The sequence below is a fragment of the Clostridioides sp. ZZV14-6154 genome (genome assembly GCF_020657785.1).
Lineage (GTDB): Bacteria > Bacillota > Clostridia > Peptostreptococcales > Peptostreptococcaceae > Clostridioides.
Genome location: NZ_JAGWCY010000001.1, coordinates 499,867 through 518,779, shown reverse-complemented (window position 1 = coordinate 518,779; position 18,913 = coordinate 499,867). Strand labels below are relative to the sequence as shown.

At 26.2% G+C, this 18,913-nt stretch carries 31 protein-coding genes and 1 pseudogene; 24 read left to right on the top strand and 8 right to left on the bottom strand.

Going from position 1 to position 18,913, the window contains the following annotated elements:
- Window positions 1–126 precede the first annotated feature (126 nt).
- Window positions 127–2,514, top strand: a complete 2,388-nt coding sequence (locus KGF45_RS02490) for a cell wall-binding repeat-containing protein (protein ID WP_227841752.1) — start codon at window positions 127–129, stop codon at window positions 2,512–2,514.
- Between the two features lie 229 nt (window positions 2,515–2,743).
- Here the strand turns inward: KGF45_RS02490 and KGF45_RS02485 are convergent, their stop codons facing one another.
- Window positions 2,744–2,977, bottom strand: coding sequence for an ATPase (locus KGF45_RS02485; protein WP_227433254.1), 234 nt, complete (start codon window positions 2,975–2,977; stop codon window positions 2,744–2,746).
- Window positions 2,978–3,253: 276 nt separating this feature from the next.
- On the opposite strand from KGF45_RS02485, the gene KGF45_RS02480 reads away from it, so the two are divergent.
- Together KGF45_RS02480 and KGF45_RS02475 are read left to right on the top strand one after the other, a co-directional pair.
- A complete protein-coding gene (locus KGF45_RS02480) occupies window positions 3,254–3,844 on the top strand; it encodes a TetR/AcrR family transcriptional regulator (protein WP_227828477.1) in 591 nt (196 codons plus the stop codon).
- A gap of 113 nt (window positions 3,845–3,957) precedes the next feature.
- A pseudogene (locus KGF45_RS02475) lies at window positions 3,958–4,074 on the top strand (ABC transporter ATP-binding protein); the annotation flags it as partial.
- Window positions 4,075–4,104: 30 nt separating this feature from the next.
- Here the strand turns inward: KGF45_RS02475 and KGF45_RS02470 are convergent.
- The 6 genes from KGF45_RS02470 to KGF45_RS02445 all read right to left on the bottom strand — a co-directional run bounded on the left by KGF45_RS02470 (window position 4,105) and on the right by KGF45_RS02445 (window position 8,235).
- Window positions 4,105–5,487 (bottom strand): recombinase family protein, encoded by a 1,383-nt coding sequence (locus KGF45_RS02470; protein WP_227841751.1) that lies wholly within the window; start codon window positions 5,485–5,487, stop codon window positions 4,105–4,107.
- A 77-nt stretch (window positions 5,488–5,564) separates the two neighbouring features.
- The gene (locus KGF45_RS02465) at window positions 5,565–5,969 is read right to left on the bottom strand and encodes a type II toxin-antitoxin system HicB family antitoxin (protein ID WP_227841750.1); all 405 of its coding nucleotides are present in this window, start codon (window positions 5,967–5,969) and stop codon (window positions 5,565–5,567) included.
- Between the two features lie 65 nt (window positions 5,970–6,034).
- Window positions 6,035–6,217 (bottom strand): type II toxin-antitoxin system HicA family toxin, encoded by a 183-nt coding sequence (locus KGF45_RS02460; protein WP_227841749.1) that lies wholly within the window; start codon window positions 6,215–6,217, stop codon window positions 6,035–6,037.
- Between the two features lie 106 nt (window positions 6,218–6,323).
- A complete protein-coding gene (locus tag KGF45_RS02455; RefSeq protein WP_227841748.1) occupies window positions 6,324–7,013 on the bottom strand; it encodes a YbjQ family protein in 690 nt (229 codons plus the stop codon).
- A gap of 116 nt (window positions 7,014–7,129) precedes the next feature.
- The gene (locus KGF45_RS02450) at window positions 7,130–7,624 is read right to left on the bottom strand and encodes an ImmA/IrrE family metallo-endopeptidase (RefSeq protein WP_227841747.1); all 495 of its coding nucleotides are present in this window, start codon (window positions 7,622–7,624) and stop codon (window positions 7,130–7,132) included.
- Between the two features lie 113 nt (window positions 7,625–7,737).
- Window positions 7,738–8,235, bottom strand: coding sequence for a helix-turn-helix domain-containing protein (locus KGF45_RS02445; RefSeq protein ID WP_227841746.1), 498 nt, complete (start codon window positions 8,233–8,235; stop codon window positions 7,738–7,740).
- Between the two features lie 130 nt (window positions 8,236–8,365).
- Between KGF45_RS02445 and KGF45_RS02440 the strand changes: the two genes are divergently transcribed.
- Window positions 8,366–8,569, top strand: a complete 204-nt coding sequence (locus tag KGF45_RS02440; protein WP_227841745.1) for a hypothetical protein — start codon at window positions 8,366–8,368, stop codon at window positions 8,567–8,569.
- A 24-nt stretch (window positions 8,570–8,593) separates the two neighbouring features.
- Entirely contained in the window at window positions 8,594–9,007 is a 414-nt protein-coding gene (locus KGF45_RS02435) for a hypothetical protein (RefSeq protein ID WP_227841744.1), read from the top strand.
- Here KGF45_RS02435 and KGF45_RS02430 read toward each other — a convergent pair.
- A complete protein-coding gene (locus KGF45_RS02430) occupies window positions 8,993–9,556 on the bottom strand; it encodes a hypothetical protein (RefSeq protein WP_227841743.1) in 564 nt (187 codons plus the stop codon). The two genes, KGF45_RS02435 and KGF45_RS02430, sit on opposite strands and share 15 nt — an antisense overlap.
- Window positions 9,557–9,678: 122 nt before the next feature.
- Here KGF45_RS02430 and KGF45_RS02425 point away from each other — a divergent pair, with 122 nt between their 5' ends.
- The 19 genes from KGF45_RS02425 (at window position 9,679) to KGF45_RS02335 (ending at window position 18,866) form a co-directional block, all read left to right on the top strand.
- Window positions 9,679–9,828: a hypothetical protein gene (locus KGF45_RS02425; protein ID WP_227841742.1), complete on the top strand. Its 150-nt coding sequence runs from the start codon at window positions 9,679–9,681 to the stop codon at window positions 9,826–9,828.
- 14 nt (window positions 9,829–9,842) lie between these two features.
- Window positions 9,843–10,112 carry a hypothetical protein gene (locus KGF45_RS02420; RefSeq protein WP_227841741.1) on the top strand — a complete coding sequence of 90 codons (270 nt, stop codon included), beginning with the start codon at window positions 9,843–9,845 and terminating at the stop codon, window positions 10,110–10,112.
- Window positions 10,113–10,164: 52 nt separating this feature from the next.
- Window positions 10,165–10,365 carry a hypothetical protein gene (locus tag KGF45_RS02415; RefSeq protein ID WP_227841740.1) on the top strand — a complete coding sequence of 67 codons (201 nt, stop codon included), beginning with the start codon at window positions 10,165–10,167 and terminating at the stop codon, window positions 10,363–10,365.
- 272 nt (window positions 10,366–10,637) lie between these two features.
- Window positions 10,638–11,417 carry a hypothetical protein gene (locus KGF45_RS02410; protein WP_227841739.1) on the top strand — a complete coding sequence of 260 codons (780 nt, stop codon included), beginning with the start codon at window positions 10,638–10,640 and terminating at the stop codon, window positions 11,415–11,417.
- A gap of 51 nt (window positions 11,418–11,468) precedes the next feature.
- The gene (locus tag KGF45_RS02405) at window positions 11,469–11,879 is read left to right on the top strand and encodes a hypothetical protein (protein ID WP_227841738.1); all 411 of its coding nucleotides are present in this window, start codon (window positions 11,469–11,471) and stop codon (window positions 11,877–11,879) included.
- A complete protein-coding gene (locus tag KGF45_RS02400) occupies window positions 11,872–12,303 on the top strand; it encodes a hypothetical protein (protein ID WP_227841737.1) in 432 nt (143 codons plus the stop codon). Before KGF45_RS02405 ends, KGF45_RS02400 begins: the two co-directional genes overlap by 8 nt.
- 39 nt (window positions 12,304–12,342) lie before the next feature.
- Window positions 12,343–12,792: a hypothetical protein gene (locus tag KGF45_RS02395; protein ID WP_227841736.1), complete on the top strand. Its 450-nt coding sequence runs from the start codon at window positions 12,343–12,345 to the stop codon at window positions 12,790–12,792.
- A 33-nt stretch (window positions 12,793–12,825) separates the two neighbouring features.
- Entirely contained in the window at window positions 12,826–13,122 is a 297-nt protein-coding gene (locus KGF45_RS02390; protein WP_227841735.1) for a hypothetical protein, read from the top strand.
- Window positions 13,123–13,169: 47 nt separating this feature from the next.
- Window positions 13,170–13,757 (top strand): Holliday junction resolvase RecU, encoded by a 588-nt coding sequence (locus KGF45_RS02385; protein WP_227841734.1) that lies wholly within the window; start codon window positions 13,170–13,172, stop codon window positions 13,755–13,757.
- 15 nt (window positions 13,758–13,772) lie between these two features.
- The gene (locus KGF45_RS02380; RefSeq protein WP_227841733.1) at window positions 13,773–14,225 is read left to right on the top strand and encodes a hypothetical protein; all 453 of its coding nucleotides are present in this window, start codon (window positions 13,773–13,775) and stop codon (window positions 14,223–14,225) included.
- 17 nt (window positions 14,226–14,242) lie between these two features.
- Complete coding sequence (locus tag KGF45_RS02375; RefSeq protein WP_227841732.1) at window positions 14,243–14,431, top strand: hypothetical protein; 189 nt, start codon at window positions 14,243–14,245, stop codon at window positions 14,429–14,431.
- A gap of 6 nt (window positions 14,432–14,437) precedes the next feature.
- On the top strand, window positions 14,438–14,866 hold the full coding sequence (locus tag KGF45_RS02370; protein ID WP_227841731.1) for a hypothetical protein: 429 nt from the start codon (window positions 14,438–14,440) through the stop codon (window positions 14,864–14,866).
- Between the two features lie 30 nt (window positions 14,867–14,896).
- Window positions 14,897–15,646 (top strand): ParA family protein, encoded by a 750-nt coding sequence (locus tag KGF45_RS02365; protein ID WP_227841730.1) that lies wholly within the window; start codon window positions 14,897–14,899, stop codon window positions 15,644–15,646.
- Window positions 15,647–15,686: 40 nt separating this feature from the next.
- The gene (locus KGF45_RS02360) at window positions 15,687–16,703 is read left to right on the top strand and encodes a ParB/RepB/Spo0J family partition protein (protein WP_227841729.1); all 1,017 of its coding nucleotides are present in this window, start codon (window positions 15,687–15,689) and stop codon (window positions 16,701–16,703) included.
- Window positions 16,661–16,891 (top strand): hypothetical protein, encoded by a 231-nt coding sequence (locus KGF45_RS02355; protein ID WP_107612365.1) that lies wholly within the window; start codon window positions 16,661–16,663, stop codon window positions 16,889–16,891. The genes KGF45_RS02360 and KGF45_RS02355 overlap by 43 nt, the downstream gene beginning before the upstream one ends.
- Window positions 16,892–16,961: 70 nt before the next feature.
- A complete protein-coding gene (locus KGF45_RS02350; RefSeq protein ID WP_227841728.1) occupies window positions 16,962–17,534 on the top strand; it encodes a hypothetical protein in 573 nt (190 codons plus the stop codon).
- Between the two features lie 295 nt (window positions 17,535–17,829).
- Window positions 17,830–18,042 (top strand): hypothetical protein, encoded by a 213-nt coding sequence (locus KGF45_RS02345; protein ID WP_227841727.1) that lies wholly within the window; start codon window positions 17,830–17,832, stop codon window positions 18,040–18,042.
- 4 nt (window positions 18,043–18,046) lie between these two features.
- A complete protein-coding gene (locus tag KGF45_RS02340) occupies window positions 18,047–18,433 on the top strand; it encodes a hypothetical protein (protein WP_227841726.1) in 387 nt (128 codons plus the stop codon).
- Window positions 18,423–18,866, top strand: a complete 444-nt coding sequence (locus KGF45_RS02335; protein WP_227841725.1) for an HNH endonuclease — start codon at window positions 18,423–18,425, stop codon at window positions 18,864–18,866. The genes KGF45_RS02340 and KGF45_RS02335 overlap by 11 nt, the downstream gene beginning before the upstream one ends.
- Window positions 18,867–18,913: the final 47 nt, after the last annotated feature.

Genomic DNA, 18,913 nt, shown 5'->3' with positions numbered 1-18,913 from the left:
TATTTATTTTTAAAGGAAAACTTTGGTATAATTGATTTAAATGATTATATATTTAGAAATAATTAATATTTAGTCATATATAGTATTAAATTTTAAAAAATTAGCTCGAAGTTAGGGGGAGAAAGTATGAAAAAGTTTGCTTCAAGAAAAGCATCAAGGTTTATTGCATTATTTTTAATATCTATTTTAGTAATGTCAACGATTCCTGTATCAGCTGAAAATGGAAATACATTGAATCAGATAAAAAAAGCTGAATACAGTGAGACTTATAAACAATATCTAGAAGATGCTAAAAATGGACGTACAGAAAAATATAATGGGATTATACCAAATCCATATCAATTGGAAGGTACTAAAGTTCGAAGTAAAGGAAGAACAGCTCCAGCATCTTATGACCCAAGAAAGTTGGGATTAATGACCTCAATAAAAAATCAAGAAAATCTTGGAATATGCTGGGATTTTGCAGCCATGGCAACTTTAGAAAGTTTTCTAAAATTAAAGAATTATGGAGACTATGATTTATCAGAAGAACATTTAAGATGGTGGGCTTCAGAAGGTGAATATGGATGGACTGTAAATGATATGGATGGTGCTTTAAATTATGAAGCTATGGGATACTTAACATCTTGGTCAGGTCCTAAATTGGAAAAAGATATTCCATATAACGGTAAAATATCTAAAGCACAAGGAGCAACAAAACCAGCTAATATGAATACAGCACCAACTGTTTTTAATGTAACAGATGCTGTATGTGTAAGTAATGATATGAACTCTACAAAAAATGCTATATTACAGTATGGAGCAGTAACATCAGGTTATTATGAAGATATTAAGTATCAAAGTGAAGACACCAATTCATATTATTGTCCAACAAAAAGTTTCAATACTAACCATGCTATTTCAGTTGTAGGTTGGGATGATAATTATTCTAAAGATAACTTTAATTCAAGTAATAGACCATCAAAAAATGGTGCATGGCTAATAAAAAATAGTTGGGGAGATTATAATTCTGAACGTGGATACTTCTGGATATCTTATGAAGATAAGACACTTATGTCTGATATAGATAATTTCTCAATCAGAGGAGGTCAAAAACCTAATGATGATGAAAAAATGTATCAACATGACTACGCAAGTATTGTTCCTTTAATTTCAAATAAAATAACAGCTGCAAATGTATTTGACTTTAATAGGGGAGATGAGACTCTAAAATCTGTAATGTTTTTAACTGAGAGTATAGGAGCTAAGTATGAAATATATTATGCTCCAGTAGTAAATAGCATACCTCAAGAAAATAATATGAAAAAATTAAAAGAGGGTACTACGCAATATTCAGGATACATAACCGTTCCAATCGATTCTTTTGATATACCAGAAGGAAAAGGTGCTATAGTAGTTAGCATAGAAGATAAAAATGGAGAATCAACTATAGGTTCTGAATCAAATGTGCCAGGTTATGATACGTTTAAAGCAAAAGCAAACTTAGGAGAAAGTTACATTATAGATAGTACTGGAAAATTCTATGATATAAATAGAGATAGCAAGTTTTATCCATGTAACTTTACTATAAAAGCTGTTACAGAAAAATCTTCTGATGAAAGTATTCCAAATGAATCTTTAATTGGTAGTGATAGATATGAAACTGCCATTAAAGTTAGCCAAAATGGATTTAGTTCTTCAGAAAATGTAGTTTTAGTAAATGGAGGTTCAATAGTAGATGCATTGGCAGCAACTCCTTTTACATCTGCCATCAATTCACCGATACTATTAACACAAAAAGAAGCTTTGAATTCAAAAACTAAAGCTGAAATACAGAGATTAGGTGCAAAAAAAGTATACTTAATAGGTGGAGAAAATTCCATAAGTAAAGAAACTGAACAACAATTAAAAAACTTAAATATATCAACTGAAAGAATATCAGGAAGTGACAGATATAAGACAAGCTTGCTATTAGCTCAAAAGTTGAATAGTATAAAAAATGTCTCTCAAATAGCTGTTGTAAATGGTGTAAAAGGTTTAGCTGATGCAATTAGTGTAGGTGCAGCCGCAGCAGAAAATAATATTCCAATTATACTTGCAAATGAAAAAAGCGAATTGCAAGGAGCAGATGAATTTTTAAACTCACTAAATATAGAGAAGTCTTATATTATTGGAGGTACAGTATCTTTATCAACTAGTTTGGAAAGTAAACTTAAAAACCCAACTAGATTATCTGGTAGTAGTAGAGACGAAACAAATTCAAAGATAATAGATAATTTTTATAAAAAAGATACTTTGAAAAATGCATATGTAGTTAAAAATGGAATAAAGAGTCAAAATGATTTAATAGACGGTCTAGCAGTTGGTCCTCTAGGAGCAAAAAATGGGTCACCAGTAATTTTGGTTGGTGATAAATTAGCTGATAGTCAAAAAGATATTCTTAAAAATAAAACTTTAGAAAAAGTAACTCAAGTTGGTGGAGGTGCAAATCAAAACGCCTTTAAGGAGTTAGTAAAATTAAAAAGTGTTAAATAAGATACTAGTAGATTAATATATTTCTAGTAGATAATGACAAATTGAAGCTGTAAATAGCCATTTTGAATTATTGATAACTGAAACAATCAATAATTATAAGATTCTATTTACAGCTTTAAATATACGTATTAATATTTTCAATGTATAAAATGTATAAATAGAAAAGGGTTATTTTTATATAGAAAGTCTTACATACTATATAAAAATAACCTGTATTTAATTAACCTTTTTATATAGTTCTAATAGCTATTATAGAGCTAAGTGGTAAATATAGTGTGTAAGTCTCGTTTAAAGATGGATTAGATTCGTCTATATATCTTGAACAAAGTGTAATTGATAAGCTGTCTGCTTCTATAATTTCCCCATATAGAGGGCAACTGCTAAAATAAGAATTTACTTCAACATATTTATTTAAGTTTTCTTGAACAAAATCATAAAAACGATTTTTTGTAGTAGTAGTCATAAAATCAACTCCTTCATTTTTTATTAAAAATGGAACATTTAAAAAGATAAATATGATTACTGCTATTAGAAACTAAGTTAAAAAATAAGCAAATAGATATGAAAATAGAATAATATATTATTTATATTTTAATTATAACATTATAGAATAAAAAAAGCTATATAAAATTCAGAATTTTCGAAGATTTTTAATAGAATTAATAAATTTATTGACATTAAAGAGTAAAAGAATTATATTGACTATAAAGATTAATTTAGTCAAATAGGAGATGAGAGGATGCCTAAATCATATTCTGATAAAGAAAGAGAGTACATAGTTAAAAGACTTAAAGAAGAGGCTAGTTTGTGTATTGAGCAATATGGTATTAGAAAAACTACTGTTGATGAACTTGTAAGGCGAGTAAAGATTCCAAAGGGAACTTTTTATCTGTTTTTTCAATCGAAAGAATTACTTTTTTTTGAAGTATTGAAAGATATACATGATTCAATACAAAACCAAATGTTATACGAATTAAAAAAACTTGATGAAAGTGTTACATATGATAAGTTGACAGATATATTTATGAAATTTTATAAGCTAGTTGATGATACTTCAATTTTAAATCTGTTAATTAATGGAGAGTTTGAAATACTAATGCGAAAATTACCAGATTATATAATTGAAGAACATTTTAAGCATGATGATTTTGAAATTAGTAAGATGATATCTTATATACCAAATGCAAAAAATAAACATGTAGAAAACTTTAGTGGGGCATTTAGAGCAGTATTTCTTACTATGTTATACAAACATGAAGTTGGTGAGAATTGTTTTGATGATGCTTTAAGATTGATGATAAGAGGTCTAGTTATACAACTTATGGAATAAATTTTTAAACTTGTTTGCTAGTATTTTTACTAAAAAGTATTAACAAACAAAAAAATTGGTTTTTATTGACTATATAATTAAATTAGTCAAATATATAAAAAGGTGGGATAAAAATGATTAAAGTTGATAGTTTATCATTTAGTTATACAGATAAAAAATTTTTACAAAATATTAATTTTGAAGTGGGAAAAGGAGAAATACTAGGATTTTTAGGACCATCAGGTAATGGTGTATTAGTACAAATAAATCAAAATAAACTACTATAAAAAATTTATAGTAAAATTCTTATTCTTATCAATAGAGATAGTGTCTATTATGCTAGTCCATAATGTTCTCTTTTCTTGGTCATTTAAATCAGCATATATTTCTTCAAAGTTAATTTCTAAAAAACTTCTAATATCTTGTAAATTTATTATAGAACTTTTTCCTTCCATGTTATTTTTCTCTAATTCAATTAGTTGTGCATTGAGTTTTTGGTATTTAAGCTTGTAATCTTCTTTATCTATTAAATCATCAAAATATAAATCTTGTAGTTTATTTATTTGTTTTTTTATCTTGCTTTTAATCTGGTTATTATTATTTTTACTTTTTACTTTTTTATTATTAGATTCATGTTTAAGAATAGTTTCTTCTAATTGTTTTCTTACATTTTTCAATAAAAAAGCTTCAATCTTTTTTTCTGACAATCGTTTTGTATTATCACACTTTTTACTTGTTTGCGATACATGACATCTATAATACTTATATATTCTTTTATCAGTGCTTAAAGAATATGTACCACTCATTTTACGACCACACTGACATATTACCATACCAGAAAAAATATACTGCATTCCTAGTGAATTAAGATATTTATTATTATAAACTTTAGTATTTTTTGATAACAGTTTTTGAACAATATTAAACTGTTCAGAACTTATAATTGCATCGCAAAAATTTTCTACAACTAAATCATTGTGAATGTATGTTCCTACATATATATTATTTTTTAATATTCTGTAAACAAAATTATAAGAAAAGTTAGTATTGAAAGAACTGTTTATATGTTGTAAAGCTCTTATCATTGAAGTAAATTTCTCATAAGAATTAAAACATTCTCTTACTATTTCAGCTTTTTCGTCATCAATTACTAAGTGTTTATCAACTATTTTGTATCCAAATGGATTACTGCCACTTACAATTTCTTTGCGTCTTAATTTATCTTGGAAAACGAACTTAATTCTTTCAGATGTTTGTGCTGCTTCATTTTCAGCTACAGAAAGCATAATATTTATGTGCAATCTACCAGCAGCAGTTGAAGAATCATAATTTTCCAAAATAGTTTTCCAATCACATTTATGCTTTTCTAGTGTTTCCATGATTTTATAGAAGTTTTTAACACCTCTACTAAACCTATCAATTTTAGTTAAGAGAATTAAATCAATTTTATTTTCTTTTATATCTTCGAGCATACGTTGTAAGCTAGGTCTTTTTAAGTTTGTTGCACTATAACCTTCATCAATATATTTATCAACTACAATAAAACCATTATCTTTTGCATACTGTTCTAAAGCTTCTGTTTGAGTTCTAATACTATCACCATGTAATACTTGCTCTTCCGTGCTGACACGTATATAAAGAGCTACACGTTTTATATTATCCATTATAAAATCCTCCTGTTTATGTCTTGTGCCTAGTAAAAAAATCACTAGGCACTATTTAATATTGAATAAGGTTATTATTAATTAATATCAAGCTTATTTTTCAATGCTTCTTGTAATGTTTGAGAAAAATTAATGTTATTTTTCTTTGCTTCTTTCTCCAACCAAGAAGGGATTGATACAGATTTTTTTATATATTTTCCATCATATTGTTTTATTGTTTCTTTCAAACTAACTTTTACTAAGATTACAGTTTGATTTTGTTCAATACTTAAATTGTTTAAATTAGTAGCTGTTGGTATTTCCTTAGTATCTGAATATAAATCAAATAATTCTAGTTTTAAAGCATCCTCTGCCATTAAATACGCATTTTCTAATGTTTCTCCATAAGTGACAATATTATCGAAATCAAAAAAGTTTACTTCGTAGTCATTATCATCATGCTTTGTAATAGTAGCAGGAAATATATAATCGTTTTTATACATCTAATCACCACCTTATGAGGTTTTTAAATAAGTTAGAGAGAGTATATATTTATAAACTGCTAGGGCTATTTAAGCCCTAACATTTTATAAATTGATTTAAGAGTACCTTTTGGTATATCGCCAGTATGGTTTGGTATAATGGCTGTCTTATTTGTATCTTTATGTATTAGCTTAATATGTGAACCTCTTTGGCTTTTTACTTTCCAACCATTTTCAAAAGCGATTTTTAAAATTTCTCTTACTCTCAATATTATTTCCCTCCTCTCTCTAACTTTCTATATATATATTATAACATAAAAATGAATGCGTATCAATACGCATTCGTTTTTTTATTATAATATATTTTATATATTTTTACTTATCGTTTGATTTTACCTTTACAACTGTTCCGTTCACTATTACAGAAAATAATCTTCCTATTTCCATATAATCTATATCTATGCCGACAACTGCATTTCCTCCACATGCAACTGCCTTCTCTTTTAATATATTGAATGCTTGTTTTCGTGCTTGAGTTAATTTTTTTTCATAAGGCAAAGACCTATCGCCTAAAAAATCTGTTAAACCTGCTGTTAAATCTGCATAGAATCCAGAACCAATAACTACCTCAGCTGCTTCAATAGAAATGTATTCTTCTATTGAATAACCATCAAGAAAAGGTGTTGTTGAGATTATTACCATACTTGGATTAACTTTCAGCCTCTTAAGTTCTTTTTTCTTCTCTTCTAATTTAGAGATTTCTTTAGCTTGAACCTTAAGCACATCTTTACATATCAAGCATAAATCATCTTCTGAGTTCTCTGGAAGCTGTTTGCCACATTTTCTACATTTATTGTTTAAAAAAAGTTCATCTTTCTCTACAATATTATTTTCATCCTTGATAATTAAATGACTTGGTTTCATAGAAGAAGCTAAACTTTTTGCATAGTCAATAACCATTTCTTTATCTGTAGAGCTATAAATTGAATATGTATTATTTTCATCTATAAATTCTTTCAAATCCCAATTATTTAAATTATTTAGAACTACAATATATTCAGTCATAATATAAAACCTCCCTAAAAACATGTTAATAAAATTATAGTATCATAATATAGTATATAAATGGAAGATTTGTATAAGTATGGAAAGAAAATATAGAAAAAAAGGTACTTAGTCAACTAAGTACCTTTTTTTCTATATTTTATGTAATTTTTAATAAAAACATTAAACTGTTTTATAACTAAATTATCTAAACCAGTAGTAGTATTTTTCTCTTTTTTCAAAGAAAGACTTTTTTTAAGAGCAATATTCTTATCAACTCCACAGAAATACATAATTTCAGAAATTTCCAAAATTTTACAATATGATAAGACTGTATGAGGACATAATATATATTTTGTAAAAGCCTCTGCTTCTACTTCAAATAATTTGTTACTTTTGGAATGAAGTTTTAAAACATTAGTTTTTGTTGCATGTCCTAGAAAAATGTGTGATAGTTCATGCATAAGTGTCCAACGAATGGAATGAAAGGGATAACACGTATTGTAACAAATTACAAAAGTATTATCTCTTTTGCTCCAGAACACAAAACCTTGCTTGTCATATTTTTCAATAATAAAATTGGTATCTCTTCTTATTAATTTTGAAAATTCGTCATAGGAATAAACTTTCAAGTTATTATTTTTAATAACTTGAAAAGGACAAATAGGGTAATGTCGTAATTTTTTCTCTTAAAATGAATTCGTAAGCTATTTGTCGTAAAAATTTATGCATTATTTGTTTTTATTTACCTTTCTAAAGTGTCATCTAAATTGTCGTATAAATTTATTGCTTCTTCTATATTTTCAGTATTGCCATTCCTAGCAGCTGATAGTTGTGAGTTTTCTTCTATATACTCGCCTCTGTAATCTTGATATAATTCATCATCTTCCAATATTGTATCAACAAGTGAGTATACATATTTTTTTATTGCTTTTCTTTGTTCTCCAGAAAGCTTTAGATAACTTTCAAGTATTTTTACATCTAAACTATCAAGGCTATATTTATTAGATAGTTCTGAAATTATTGTATTATCATTTTCTATAAACATTTCCCCAATTCCATTGCGAAACCACTCTTCTCTTATACCAAATTCAGAACAAATTTTGGATATATGAATATCTTTTGGAGTTCTTGTACCAATTTCCCACATAGCTAATGTTGAAGAACCTACAAGTATATGTTTGCTAAATTCGGCTTGACTCATACCGAAGTGACTTCTAATTTGCTTCAATCTTTCATTCATAAAATCGCCTCCTATTAAGGATATTAACATAATGATACTCACAAAGCAAGTGAAAATAGACTAAAGTGTTGACTTGTTACTTGCTTAGTGGTAATATGTACTTACAGAGCGAGTGAAAGGGGTTGGAAATATGAATAAAATAATTGAAAATAAAACACAAAAACTAATCGGAACTAAAGGAAGTTCAGCAAATGAATTTCTTAGTAAAAAAATTGATAGCGACGATTTAATGAAAGAAATTGTAAAAATGCCATATGAAGAAAGAGTAAAGATGTTTTACATACTAAAAGGTGCAAATATTACAAATGATTCAGATGTATCAATAATGAAATAAAAATAAGTATTTGAGGTGGTAAAAATGGAACAAGATATTAGTGAAAAAATTACAAGAGATTTAGAATTAAAAATACTTGCGAATAAAGATAAAAATAGTTTTTTGAACTTTTGTAAATCTAAAGAGTTGTCTAATAAAGATATAAAATTCATTTTAGAGAATATTTACATAAAAAAGTATATAAAAAAATCAATTTTAAAAAAAGAATATATCATAAGAGTTAAAAGTATTACTTTGAAAAAGAGTGATAAGTTCTTAATCTTTTGTAAAGATAAGAACTTATCAGAAGGGGATATATTATTCATATCGCAAAATATTATTTTACATAAAGAATTTAGAAATATCATGAAGAAAAAAGATGAATATGAAATAAAAATTGCTATATTGATGTCAATATTAGGTATTGTATTAAGCCTAATATCTTTAATCTTCATCTAATGGATGTATAGGTTTAAAATCTTTTGGTAGTGGATTAATAGTTACTTTAGTATCAAATGAGCCATCTGGAGTATCTACAATTATTTTAAAATCTTTCGATTCGCTTATTGGATGTATTCCTTCAAATACAGCGTATCCATGTATAGTACCAAGTGATGGAATTCTTGTATATTTTAAAATATTTTCACTATTTGTATTGATAGGTATGTATGAATTATTATTACCTTCAAAATTAATCAATGAAATTCCATTATTATTATAATAATCATGTATATCAAGTTTAGTAGCGTTTGAAGATAGAAGATTATCCAGTAATTTAATTTTAGTAATAGATACATTGCTAGTAGAAAGATTTTCTATAGTCAAATAACATATTAAAAGTTCGTATTTTTCGAACCAATTAAAACCAAAACAATAACTTTTCTCTATATCATAAGAGATTTTAAGTTTAACACTAGCTTTTCTATATACTTTTACAGAAATATAAAGACTTGAAAATGATATTATTAGTGCTAAAATGGCAATCCAATTTACTGCTAAGTAGTCCATTTTTTATAGTCCTTTCATTATATTTTAATAAGAAAATTATAACATAAAATTTATAAAAAAAATCAAAAAATAAGATAGTGTCTTATTCAATAAATAAAAATAGGTAAGAATGGGAGATAAAAATGAAAGAGGAAAAAGAAGTAATAACTTTAAAAGTGAGTGTAGAAATAGACGAGGAACTTTTGAATCAGAAAATAAGTAAAATTAAAGGATTGTATGAAGAACTCAAAAATGAATTGAACTCATTTTCTGATTTGATAAAAGTTAGATAAGGAGTGATAGAAACATGAATGATTTAGATATAGAAATAAAAATAAATGGATTAGAAAAGTATGGTTACTTTAGAGTAGATAAAGATTACATATTGCAAAATGTAAATAAAAAAAGTGCTTTATATAGAAAGCATATTGAAGAACACTTAAACGGAAATTTTAAAAAAGAATTTTTAATTGCGATAAAGTGTGAAGGAAATATTTATTTTTATTCAAGAGAATTTATAGAAAAGAATAGTGTTATTGAAATACTAGAAAGTACTAAAAATCACTTTGTAAAATAAGTTAATAACACTATTTAATACATAATTAAAATAAAAAATGGGGGGAATACATATGTCAAAACCATACGAAAAAGTTGAATTTAAAGGCGAAATGAACATGGATTACTTTTGTAAGGGATTAGCAAGAGCAAAAGAAATGATGGCAAAAAGACTTTTTGACGTAGATTTAGAAATAAAGTGTACATATAGAAAGAAAACAGAAGAAGAAATGAAAATTGAAAAAGAAAAAAAGTTAGAAAAGGAAGTAATTTAAATTGAAGTCTAAAAATTATGCAAACAAAAAGTGTCTTATAATTCGCAGTTATAAGACACTTCACAAAATAACTTTGTTGTCAAAGCTATAAAAACATATCTATTTTTTATTATAGCAGATAAGACAATAGAGTTCAATAAATACGCTAAATAGAGCGATTAACGAGCTTGTAATAGGTATTAACATTATAACGATATAAAGTATCTATACAAATATATAACACTAGATACTAATATATAGATGCTAATAAAAGACTAAAGAGGTACTGCTATATGAAGAGTTTTATAAGAGAGAAAAAGATATATTGTAATGACTATTTAGAGATAGACATAATACCAAGAGTAGATGGAACAAAAGGTAAAAGAGGTAAAAGAGAATATGTATCTAAACCAAAGCAAAAGAATCTAAATGATAAAAACGCTAAAAGATACTTTATGCAACTAGCTAATACAAATTTTAATAATAAAGACCTAGTTGTACATTTTACATATGCACCAAAATTTTTACCTAGTACAGTTGAAGAAGCTGAAAAAGAAGCTAGAAATTATATAAGAAGAATAAACCATAAAAGAAAAAAAGAGGGATTAGGAGCGATTAAGTATTTGCTAATAACTGAGTTTGGTGAAAAGAAAAATGGAACTAAGAGAGTACACCATCACATGATACTCAATGGAGAACTTGATAGAGATATAATTGAAAGTTTATGGGTTAGAAAATCAAGAGGAAAAAAAGAGGGTGAAAAACTTGGATGGATAAACACGCATAGATTGCAACCAAACGAATTTGGCTTACAAAGTTTATGCAATTATCTCATGAAAGACCCTCAAGGTAGAAAAAGATGGAGTTCATCACAGAATTTAGAAAAACCTTATCAGCGTTGCAATGATAGTAGATATAGCAGAAAGAAAGTTATGGAACTAGTAAGGAATGACCTAGATAATAGCGTGTTCTGGGAAAAACAATACAAGGGTTATATATTTACAGAATGTAAGGCTACATATAACGATATAACAGGAGTTAGCTTATACATAAAGATGCGAAGATTAAATTGAAATGAGGTGATTGTATGTATTTAAGAGTGTGTAAGTGCTGCAAGAAGGAATTTGAAACAAATTTGTATTCAAAGACATATTGTTCTTATGTTTGTAAAAACAAGTTCAAGAATGAGAGAAAAAAAGAAAAGAAAGAAGGTAATAAGAATGGATAAAGAAATAGAAGCGATATGTGACAAAGCGGGAGAACGTATTTGTAAAATATGTAAATTTAATAATATTTGTAGAGCTGAAAATAAAAATGGGTGCATGTGTGGTCGCTTTGAAGTAAAGAGCAAGATAGAAAAAATATTGGAAAAAGGTAATTTTATAACCGCTATAGATTTTCAATTAAAGAATATAAGTATGAAAGAAGTTGCATCTTACTGTGAAGAAAATAATAAAAAAATAGAAATAAGCGGATGGGGAAAAGGACAAATAATAATATTTACAGATAAGGAGAGTATAAAAACTAATGACTAATAAGGATAAAATAAAAGGCTTTGTGCTAGCTGATTTATGCCAAGATGAATCTAGTAAAAGAAGAGAAAAAGACACTTACTATGCAGGGAAAAATCATACTTTTAACTACGACTTATACCCTGTGTTAATGAAGGATATAAATAAAGCTAAAGTATATAAAACTAAAAAAGAAGCTAAGAGAGAACTTAATGTATTAAATAAAAAATGTATTCGTAACTGTTTTAGAATTGTAAGTTTTAAAAAAGCTCTTAAAAATATGACTAATGAAGAATTAGTAACTTTCACTTCGATGAGAGAAAATAAAGCATGTAAAAAATACTCAGAAGATATATGTAATTCATGTAATAATACTGAGATTGATTGTGAAAGTTTTGATTGTGAAAAAGCATATAAAAATTGGTTAAATGAAAATGTTATCTGGTAATGTGAAGGAGTGGTAGAAATGGTTTATAAAGATAAAATTTTGTTAACAAGATTATTAAAAATAATTTCAAGTAAAGAAAAGAAAATAAAAATGTTAGAAAAAGAATTAGAAGCTTACAAAGAATTAGCAGAAAAAGGACAACTTAATTTTTACTTTGCAGAAGAAGATGGAAAGTATCACATAGAATTATATAATTTCAATGAAAGATTTGGAGAATTTGTAAAAGATGTTGTATTAGATAGAAGAAAAATAGAAAAAGAAATACAAAAAGAGAAAAATTTCAAGACAAAATTATACACAGGAGAGATAACAACATCAAATATACATGAAATTATACAAGAAAAAATGGTAATAAGATTAAAAGATATTCAAAGAGCAGGAATAGATGAAAAAATTTTAGATTATCATTGTCACATGAATGAAAAAACTTATAGAGTAGTTACAACAAGTTGTGGAGAAAGTTTTGTAATCTTTGAGGATGAAATATAATCTGGAAAAAACAAACTTGGAGGTAAGTAAAAAATGTTAGAGTCTGCAAGGGTGAATATAAAACTAAAAGAATTAGATGAACTGAGAAGAAGAAGTAATGAGTTAAGGTTATTAGAAATACAAATAACGGATTTAATGGATATTAAAGTAAACTGTAGTAATTGCAAAACTGAAAGATGTGAAATTTGTAATGCTAAAGCTAGTATAAATTTAGATATAAATAAAATTAATAAAATTATATTAGAACATTGTGGCTTGAAAGATAAAGAATATCATTGGTTAACTGAACTATGTAAGACAGAAGAAATAAATTTTATATATAATGAGTAATAAATTTTAAGTATAAATTCCTCGTAGAAAAGATTGGAGTGTAAAACATGGATGATAAAAAACTACAACAAAGATATAAAAATAAAGTTGCTAATGCGCAAGGACAGCATTTTGAAAACTATATAAACTCAGCTTGTATAATCTATAGAAATGATAATAGAGCAGAAATAGAAAAAACACCAGAACCATTTAGAGTGTTAAACAAGGATAAAACAGGGAAATTTACGGGAAGATTTATAGCTAATGCACAACCAGACTTCAAAGGTACTCTAAAACATGGAGTATGTATATGCTTTGAAGCTAAATATACACTTAAAGATAATATAAAAAGAAGTGTTTTAACCAATACACAATTAGAAACATTAGATAGATATTATCGCATGGGAGCAATAGCAGGGGTTTGTGTAGGGATACAAGATAAGTTTTACTTCATACCTTTTCTAGTATGGAAAAATATGAAGAATTGTTTTGGTAGACAATATGTAAAACAAGAAGATATAAAAAGATTTGAAATAAAATTTTTCAATGGAGCTGTATTATTTTTAGACTATATAACTAAAGACGAGAAAATATTAAATGAGAATTATAGCTTATTAAGAAAAGAATTTGAAAATGAAATAGATGATAGTATTTAAAAAGGTGGGGATAAAATGTTTTTAAACTTATATACTAAAAAAGATTTTGATGAAATAAAAGCAGAATATGAAATATCTCTTAGAAGAATAGAAGAACTAAAAGATAAATGTTCAAAGAAAGAAAAAATAATTTCAGACTTAGAAAATAAAAACGCTGCACTACATACAGAAAAAATGTCTTTAAAAATTAGATATGAAAATGACCAAAACGTGAAAAAAGGAATGGAAGCTGGAGCTGGAATTTTAAGAGAAGAAATAGAAAAATTAAAAGAAGAAAATGAGATTTTGAAAAAAACAATAGAAACTTTTAACAATAAAATTAAAGAAATAGAATTAAAATTTAAAAAGATGCTAAATGATAAAATAACTAGGCTTGAAGCTATAAAAGCGAGAACAAAAAGGTTTAGAATAAAGAAAAAAATAGAAAAGATTATTGAAGAACTAGAATTAAAAAGTTTCTTAGAATAAAAAAAAGGTTGATTATTATGTTATTAGCTAACAAAGATAAAATAATATATCTTGCAAGTAAAATAGTAGAAATATGCAATACTGGAGAGTTAGAAGCAACAATAAAAGCTATACAGTACTTAGAAAAAATAGAGTTAAATGGAATTATAGGAGAAGATGAATATAACAGGCTTCTAAAATTGATTGAAAAAAATATAAGGAGCTGAAAGTTTATGGAAAAGAAAGTAATAAATTATTTTGTGGATTGTATAAAGAAAAATAAAACTAGGATATTGATAGAAAAAGACAATAAATACTATATATCAGATGGTGCATGTGTTTTTATAGTAGATAAAAATGAAATGGTATTAAATCCTAAACTATTTGAAGCTAACAATAAGAAATCTCAGATAATAATGGATAACATAAAAAAAGATGGATATAGAGAACTGTTATTAAAATATTATATACCAGTAAGAGAGCTTACTTATCATAAATATATATGTGAAGATTTTGTAATTTATCTTGATGAAAACTATATAAAAATTTTTGGAAAATTTGATAAGGTAGAAGGAATAGACAGTAACTCTCTTGTTCGCATATCTATAAAAGGGCATATAATAGGCTACTTATTACCAATAAGGACATCAGAAAATTTTTAAATATTAAAATAAAAGAAAGAAGGTAAAGCTATGAAAATCATATCGATTTTAAGTTTTAAAGGAGGAACAGGTAAAACAATAACAAGTGCAAACATGGCAGATATTTTATCTGTAGTACATAAGAAGAAAGTATTACTGATAGATGCAGATAAACAAGGTAACTTATCACAGTACTTCTCAAAATTTGATGAAAAAAGAAAAGGAACAGCAGAAATGTTGCTTGAAGATGCAGATATACATGAATACATATGTAGGACTGAAAATAAAAATATAGATATTATAACTAGTAATATGCACTTGTACCAAGCTGACAGGATGCTATTCGATAGTGAAAAAGATAAATTTAGTATATTAAAGAGATTGCTGGAAAAAGTTAAAAATGAATATGACTTTTGTATAATTGATAATGCACCAAGCGCAGATATAGTAACAGTAAATTCTTTAGTAGCATCAGATGAAGTAATTATAACAGTAAGAGCAGATAGCTTTTCTCTTAAGGGGATAAAAGAATTACTAGAGCAAATAGAAAATGCTAAACATGTAAATGAAAAATTAAAATTTAAAGGGTGCATAGTAACTCATTATCAAAATAATGATGTAAATAATCAATTTTTAACTTTACTACAGAATATATGTAAAGTATTTAAAACTGTAATAAGATTAAATAAAAATGTATCTGAGAGTACATTTTATCAAAAAACAATAATGAAATACAACAAAAGATGTGGTGCAACGATAGATTACAAAAAGTTAGTTAATGAGTATCTAAATATAGAATAAAAAATGTGTCCGAATTGGACACATAGAAAGGAAAAGTAAAATGGCTTTTAATATGTTTGAAGCAATTAATAATAGTAAACTAGAAAATGACAATCAAAATATTAAAAATGAAAAAACAGAAATAAAAAGTATAAGTGTTTATGATTTAGTACCATCAGAAGATAATTTTTATTCAGTTGAAGATATAGAAGATTTAAAATCTTCTATAGAAATGTTTGGAGTAAAACAGAATCTATTGGTAAAAGAAAGTAAGGATAATAAATATACAATAATAGCAGGTCATAGAAGAAGATTAGCAGTATTGAAGCTATTAGAAGAAAACGAAGAGAATGAAAAATTTAAAATGATGCCTTGTATGATAGAAAAGGTAACTGGAATAAGGGAGAAGATTTTATTAATAACAACTAATTCAACTGCAAGAGAATTAACAGATTTTGAAAAAATGAAGCAGGCAGTAGAAATGAAGAAGTTATTAGAAGAACTAAGAGCAGAAGAAGATATAAAAGGTAAAACTAGGGATTTAGTTGCTAAAATGTTAAATACATCAGCTGGTCAAATAGCAAGACTAGAGAATATATCCAAGAAGCTAATGCCAGATTTTAAAAATGAGTTTGAAAAAGAAAATATAAATGTATCTACAGCATACGAATTATCAAGATTAGAAGAAGCTGAACAACAAAGCTTATTTGAAGAGTATCGAGAAAAAGGAAACTTAAGCATTAAGGATGTTACAGAGAAATCCGAAGAGAAAAAAAGTGAAATAAATATGACGACAGATTATGAATTTGAAGAAGGTGAAATTGAAGTTGAAGAAACAGAAGAGATTGAAAATATAATTAGCTTTCCGACTATAGAAATAGAAGAAAAAGTTATTAAAACAGTTTTTGAAATATTAAAAGATATGAAAATCAGAAAGTTTGCAGAGTTTATTTGTTCTCAATGTAATGTAACTGGTACATTTTGCGACTATGCAATGGAATGTAATGATAAAAACGGAAAAGGAAGTGTTGATATATGCATAAAGTGGCTAAAGATGGAAGCACAAGAAATGGAGTAGATATAAGACATAATAAAAGTGGATACTTAGATAGTACAGCATATGAAGCTATAAGAAAAATTGACAAAGAGAAACAAGAAGCGAATATATTGATTGATTTAATTAAAAAAATGGCTAAGGTAGCAGGTTTTGAAGTAATAGGGAGAATAGAGCTTAGAAATAAAAAAACAGGTGTTTTATATAAGTAATATAAATTTAAAGAGATTGATAACCATGATTACATTAATCAGAGAACAAGAGTAGAAAGGAAGTTATTGCATGCTAAAAGGAATAGAAGAAGGGACTGAAAATATAAATATTGATATGTTAATTGAAAAGATAACAAATATAGCAGCAGAGAAAGCTATAACTACATATGAGAATAGAAGAAAAGAGGAAATTAAGTATTTATATGATAGAAAGCTTAGAAATACAAAACTGTTACTGAAACATTATAAAGATTTTAAAAGACATGTTAATAATTCTATTTTTAAGGTATCCAATGTAAATGAAAATGCTATTGAAATATTGGAGGAATTAATAAACTCTAAAATAACAGAGAATTTATTTGTAGAAAGTATAAGCAATAGTGTATCACGTACAAATATAATCATCTCTCATATAAATACTATGATAAATATTTATGAAGCTTATAGTAAACAATGTGGAGAATTAGAAGTAAGAAAATATAGAATAATATATAAAAGATTTATAGATGAAAAAAGATGGAGTATAAAAGAAATAGCTATCTCCGAAAATATAGACAATAGAACTGTATATAGAGATATAAACCTAGCTTGCGAAAAATTGTCAGTATTTATATTTGGTATAGATGGAGTAAATAAATTCTAATATAATAGTTAAATGTCATGTTTCTATAGATTAATAAAATAAACTGTTAATTAGCTAAAGGAATATAGTATAGCTATTTCAATATATACAGTGATATGGTTTAATTAATATGGAACGCTATACAATAAGAATGATGTGTCAATAAGTGTTCATATACAAAACAATTTCAAAATGATAATATATAAAGTGTAAGATTAGATTTATTGTGAACCAGAAATATATATAATATTATAAAAAAGGATTATCTCTTTAAATAGTTGAGATAGTCCTTTTTTATTTTGTGAGGTGGAAATCTATGAATGATAATAGAGAATCAAGAATTAAAATGAGAGATACATTTAGAGACTTAGCAAAATTATTTGATAAAAGTATGAAGCTAGAAGATGAAATAGAAAGTTTAACAGAAGAAGAAGCTAAGAAACAAGAAAGGTTAGTAAAAAAATATGAAAAAGTAGTTGAAACTATTTGTGAGAAGCTGGACTATCTATCAGCACTAGAAGAGGAGTAAACAAATGAGAAGAATAGTATGTGATAAGTGTAATAATAAATTTAAAGTAGCTTATAAAGATGTAAGAACAGAAACTATTGGAGATATAAAAATAAAATATTTTATATGCAGAAAGTGCAAAGAAAAATATATTATATATTATGAAGATGAAACATTAAGAGAACTGAAAGAATTATACAAAGAACTTATTTATGAAGAACAAGGTGGATTTACAGATAGAACAACGAAGCCTGAAAGAGAAAAAGTTTTTGCTGAAATGATTGCATATGTAAATACATTAAAAGAAGTATGTAATAAATATCTTAATAAAACAGAATATGAAATAAAAGATATAGAGAAGCACATGGAAGAACTATTAAGAGAAGAACCGAGTGGAGTATATGAAGCTTAAAAAAATATGTAAGTGTGGCAAAATGATAGACTATAGTGAAAAGGCATGTAGTGAGTGCGTTAAAAAATATGTTAAAAGTAGAAAGCAGAGCAACAAGGTATATAATTCTAAAAATAGAAATAAAGAAAGAGATAAATTTTATAACGGAAAAGAATGGAGAGAAACTAGAGAATATGTATTAGAAAAAAATGTATATTTGGATTTATGGGATTATTATATTAATAAAAAAATAACTACAGCAAATACAGTACATCATATAATTGAGTTGTCAGAAGATGAAGAACTTGCATTAGAAGAAGATAATCTTGTACCTTTATCATCCAGAACACATAAAAAAATACATACATTATATGAGAAAAATGAGAGAACAAAGAAAGAAACCCAAGTAAAATTAAAAGAAATATTGAGACTTCATAAAATATATAACGATTAAGACTATCCCCCCTACCTATGAAAAAAAGAAAAGGGGATTCGAACAGC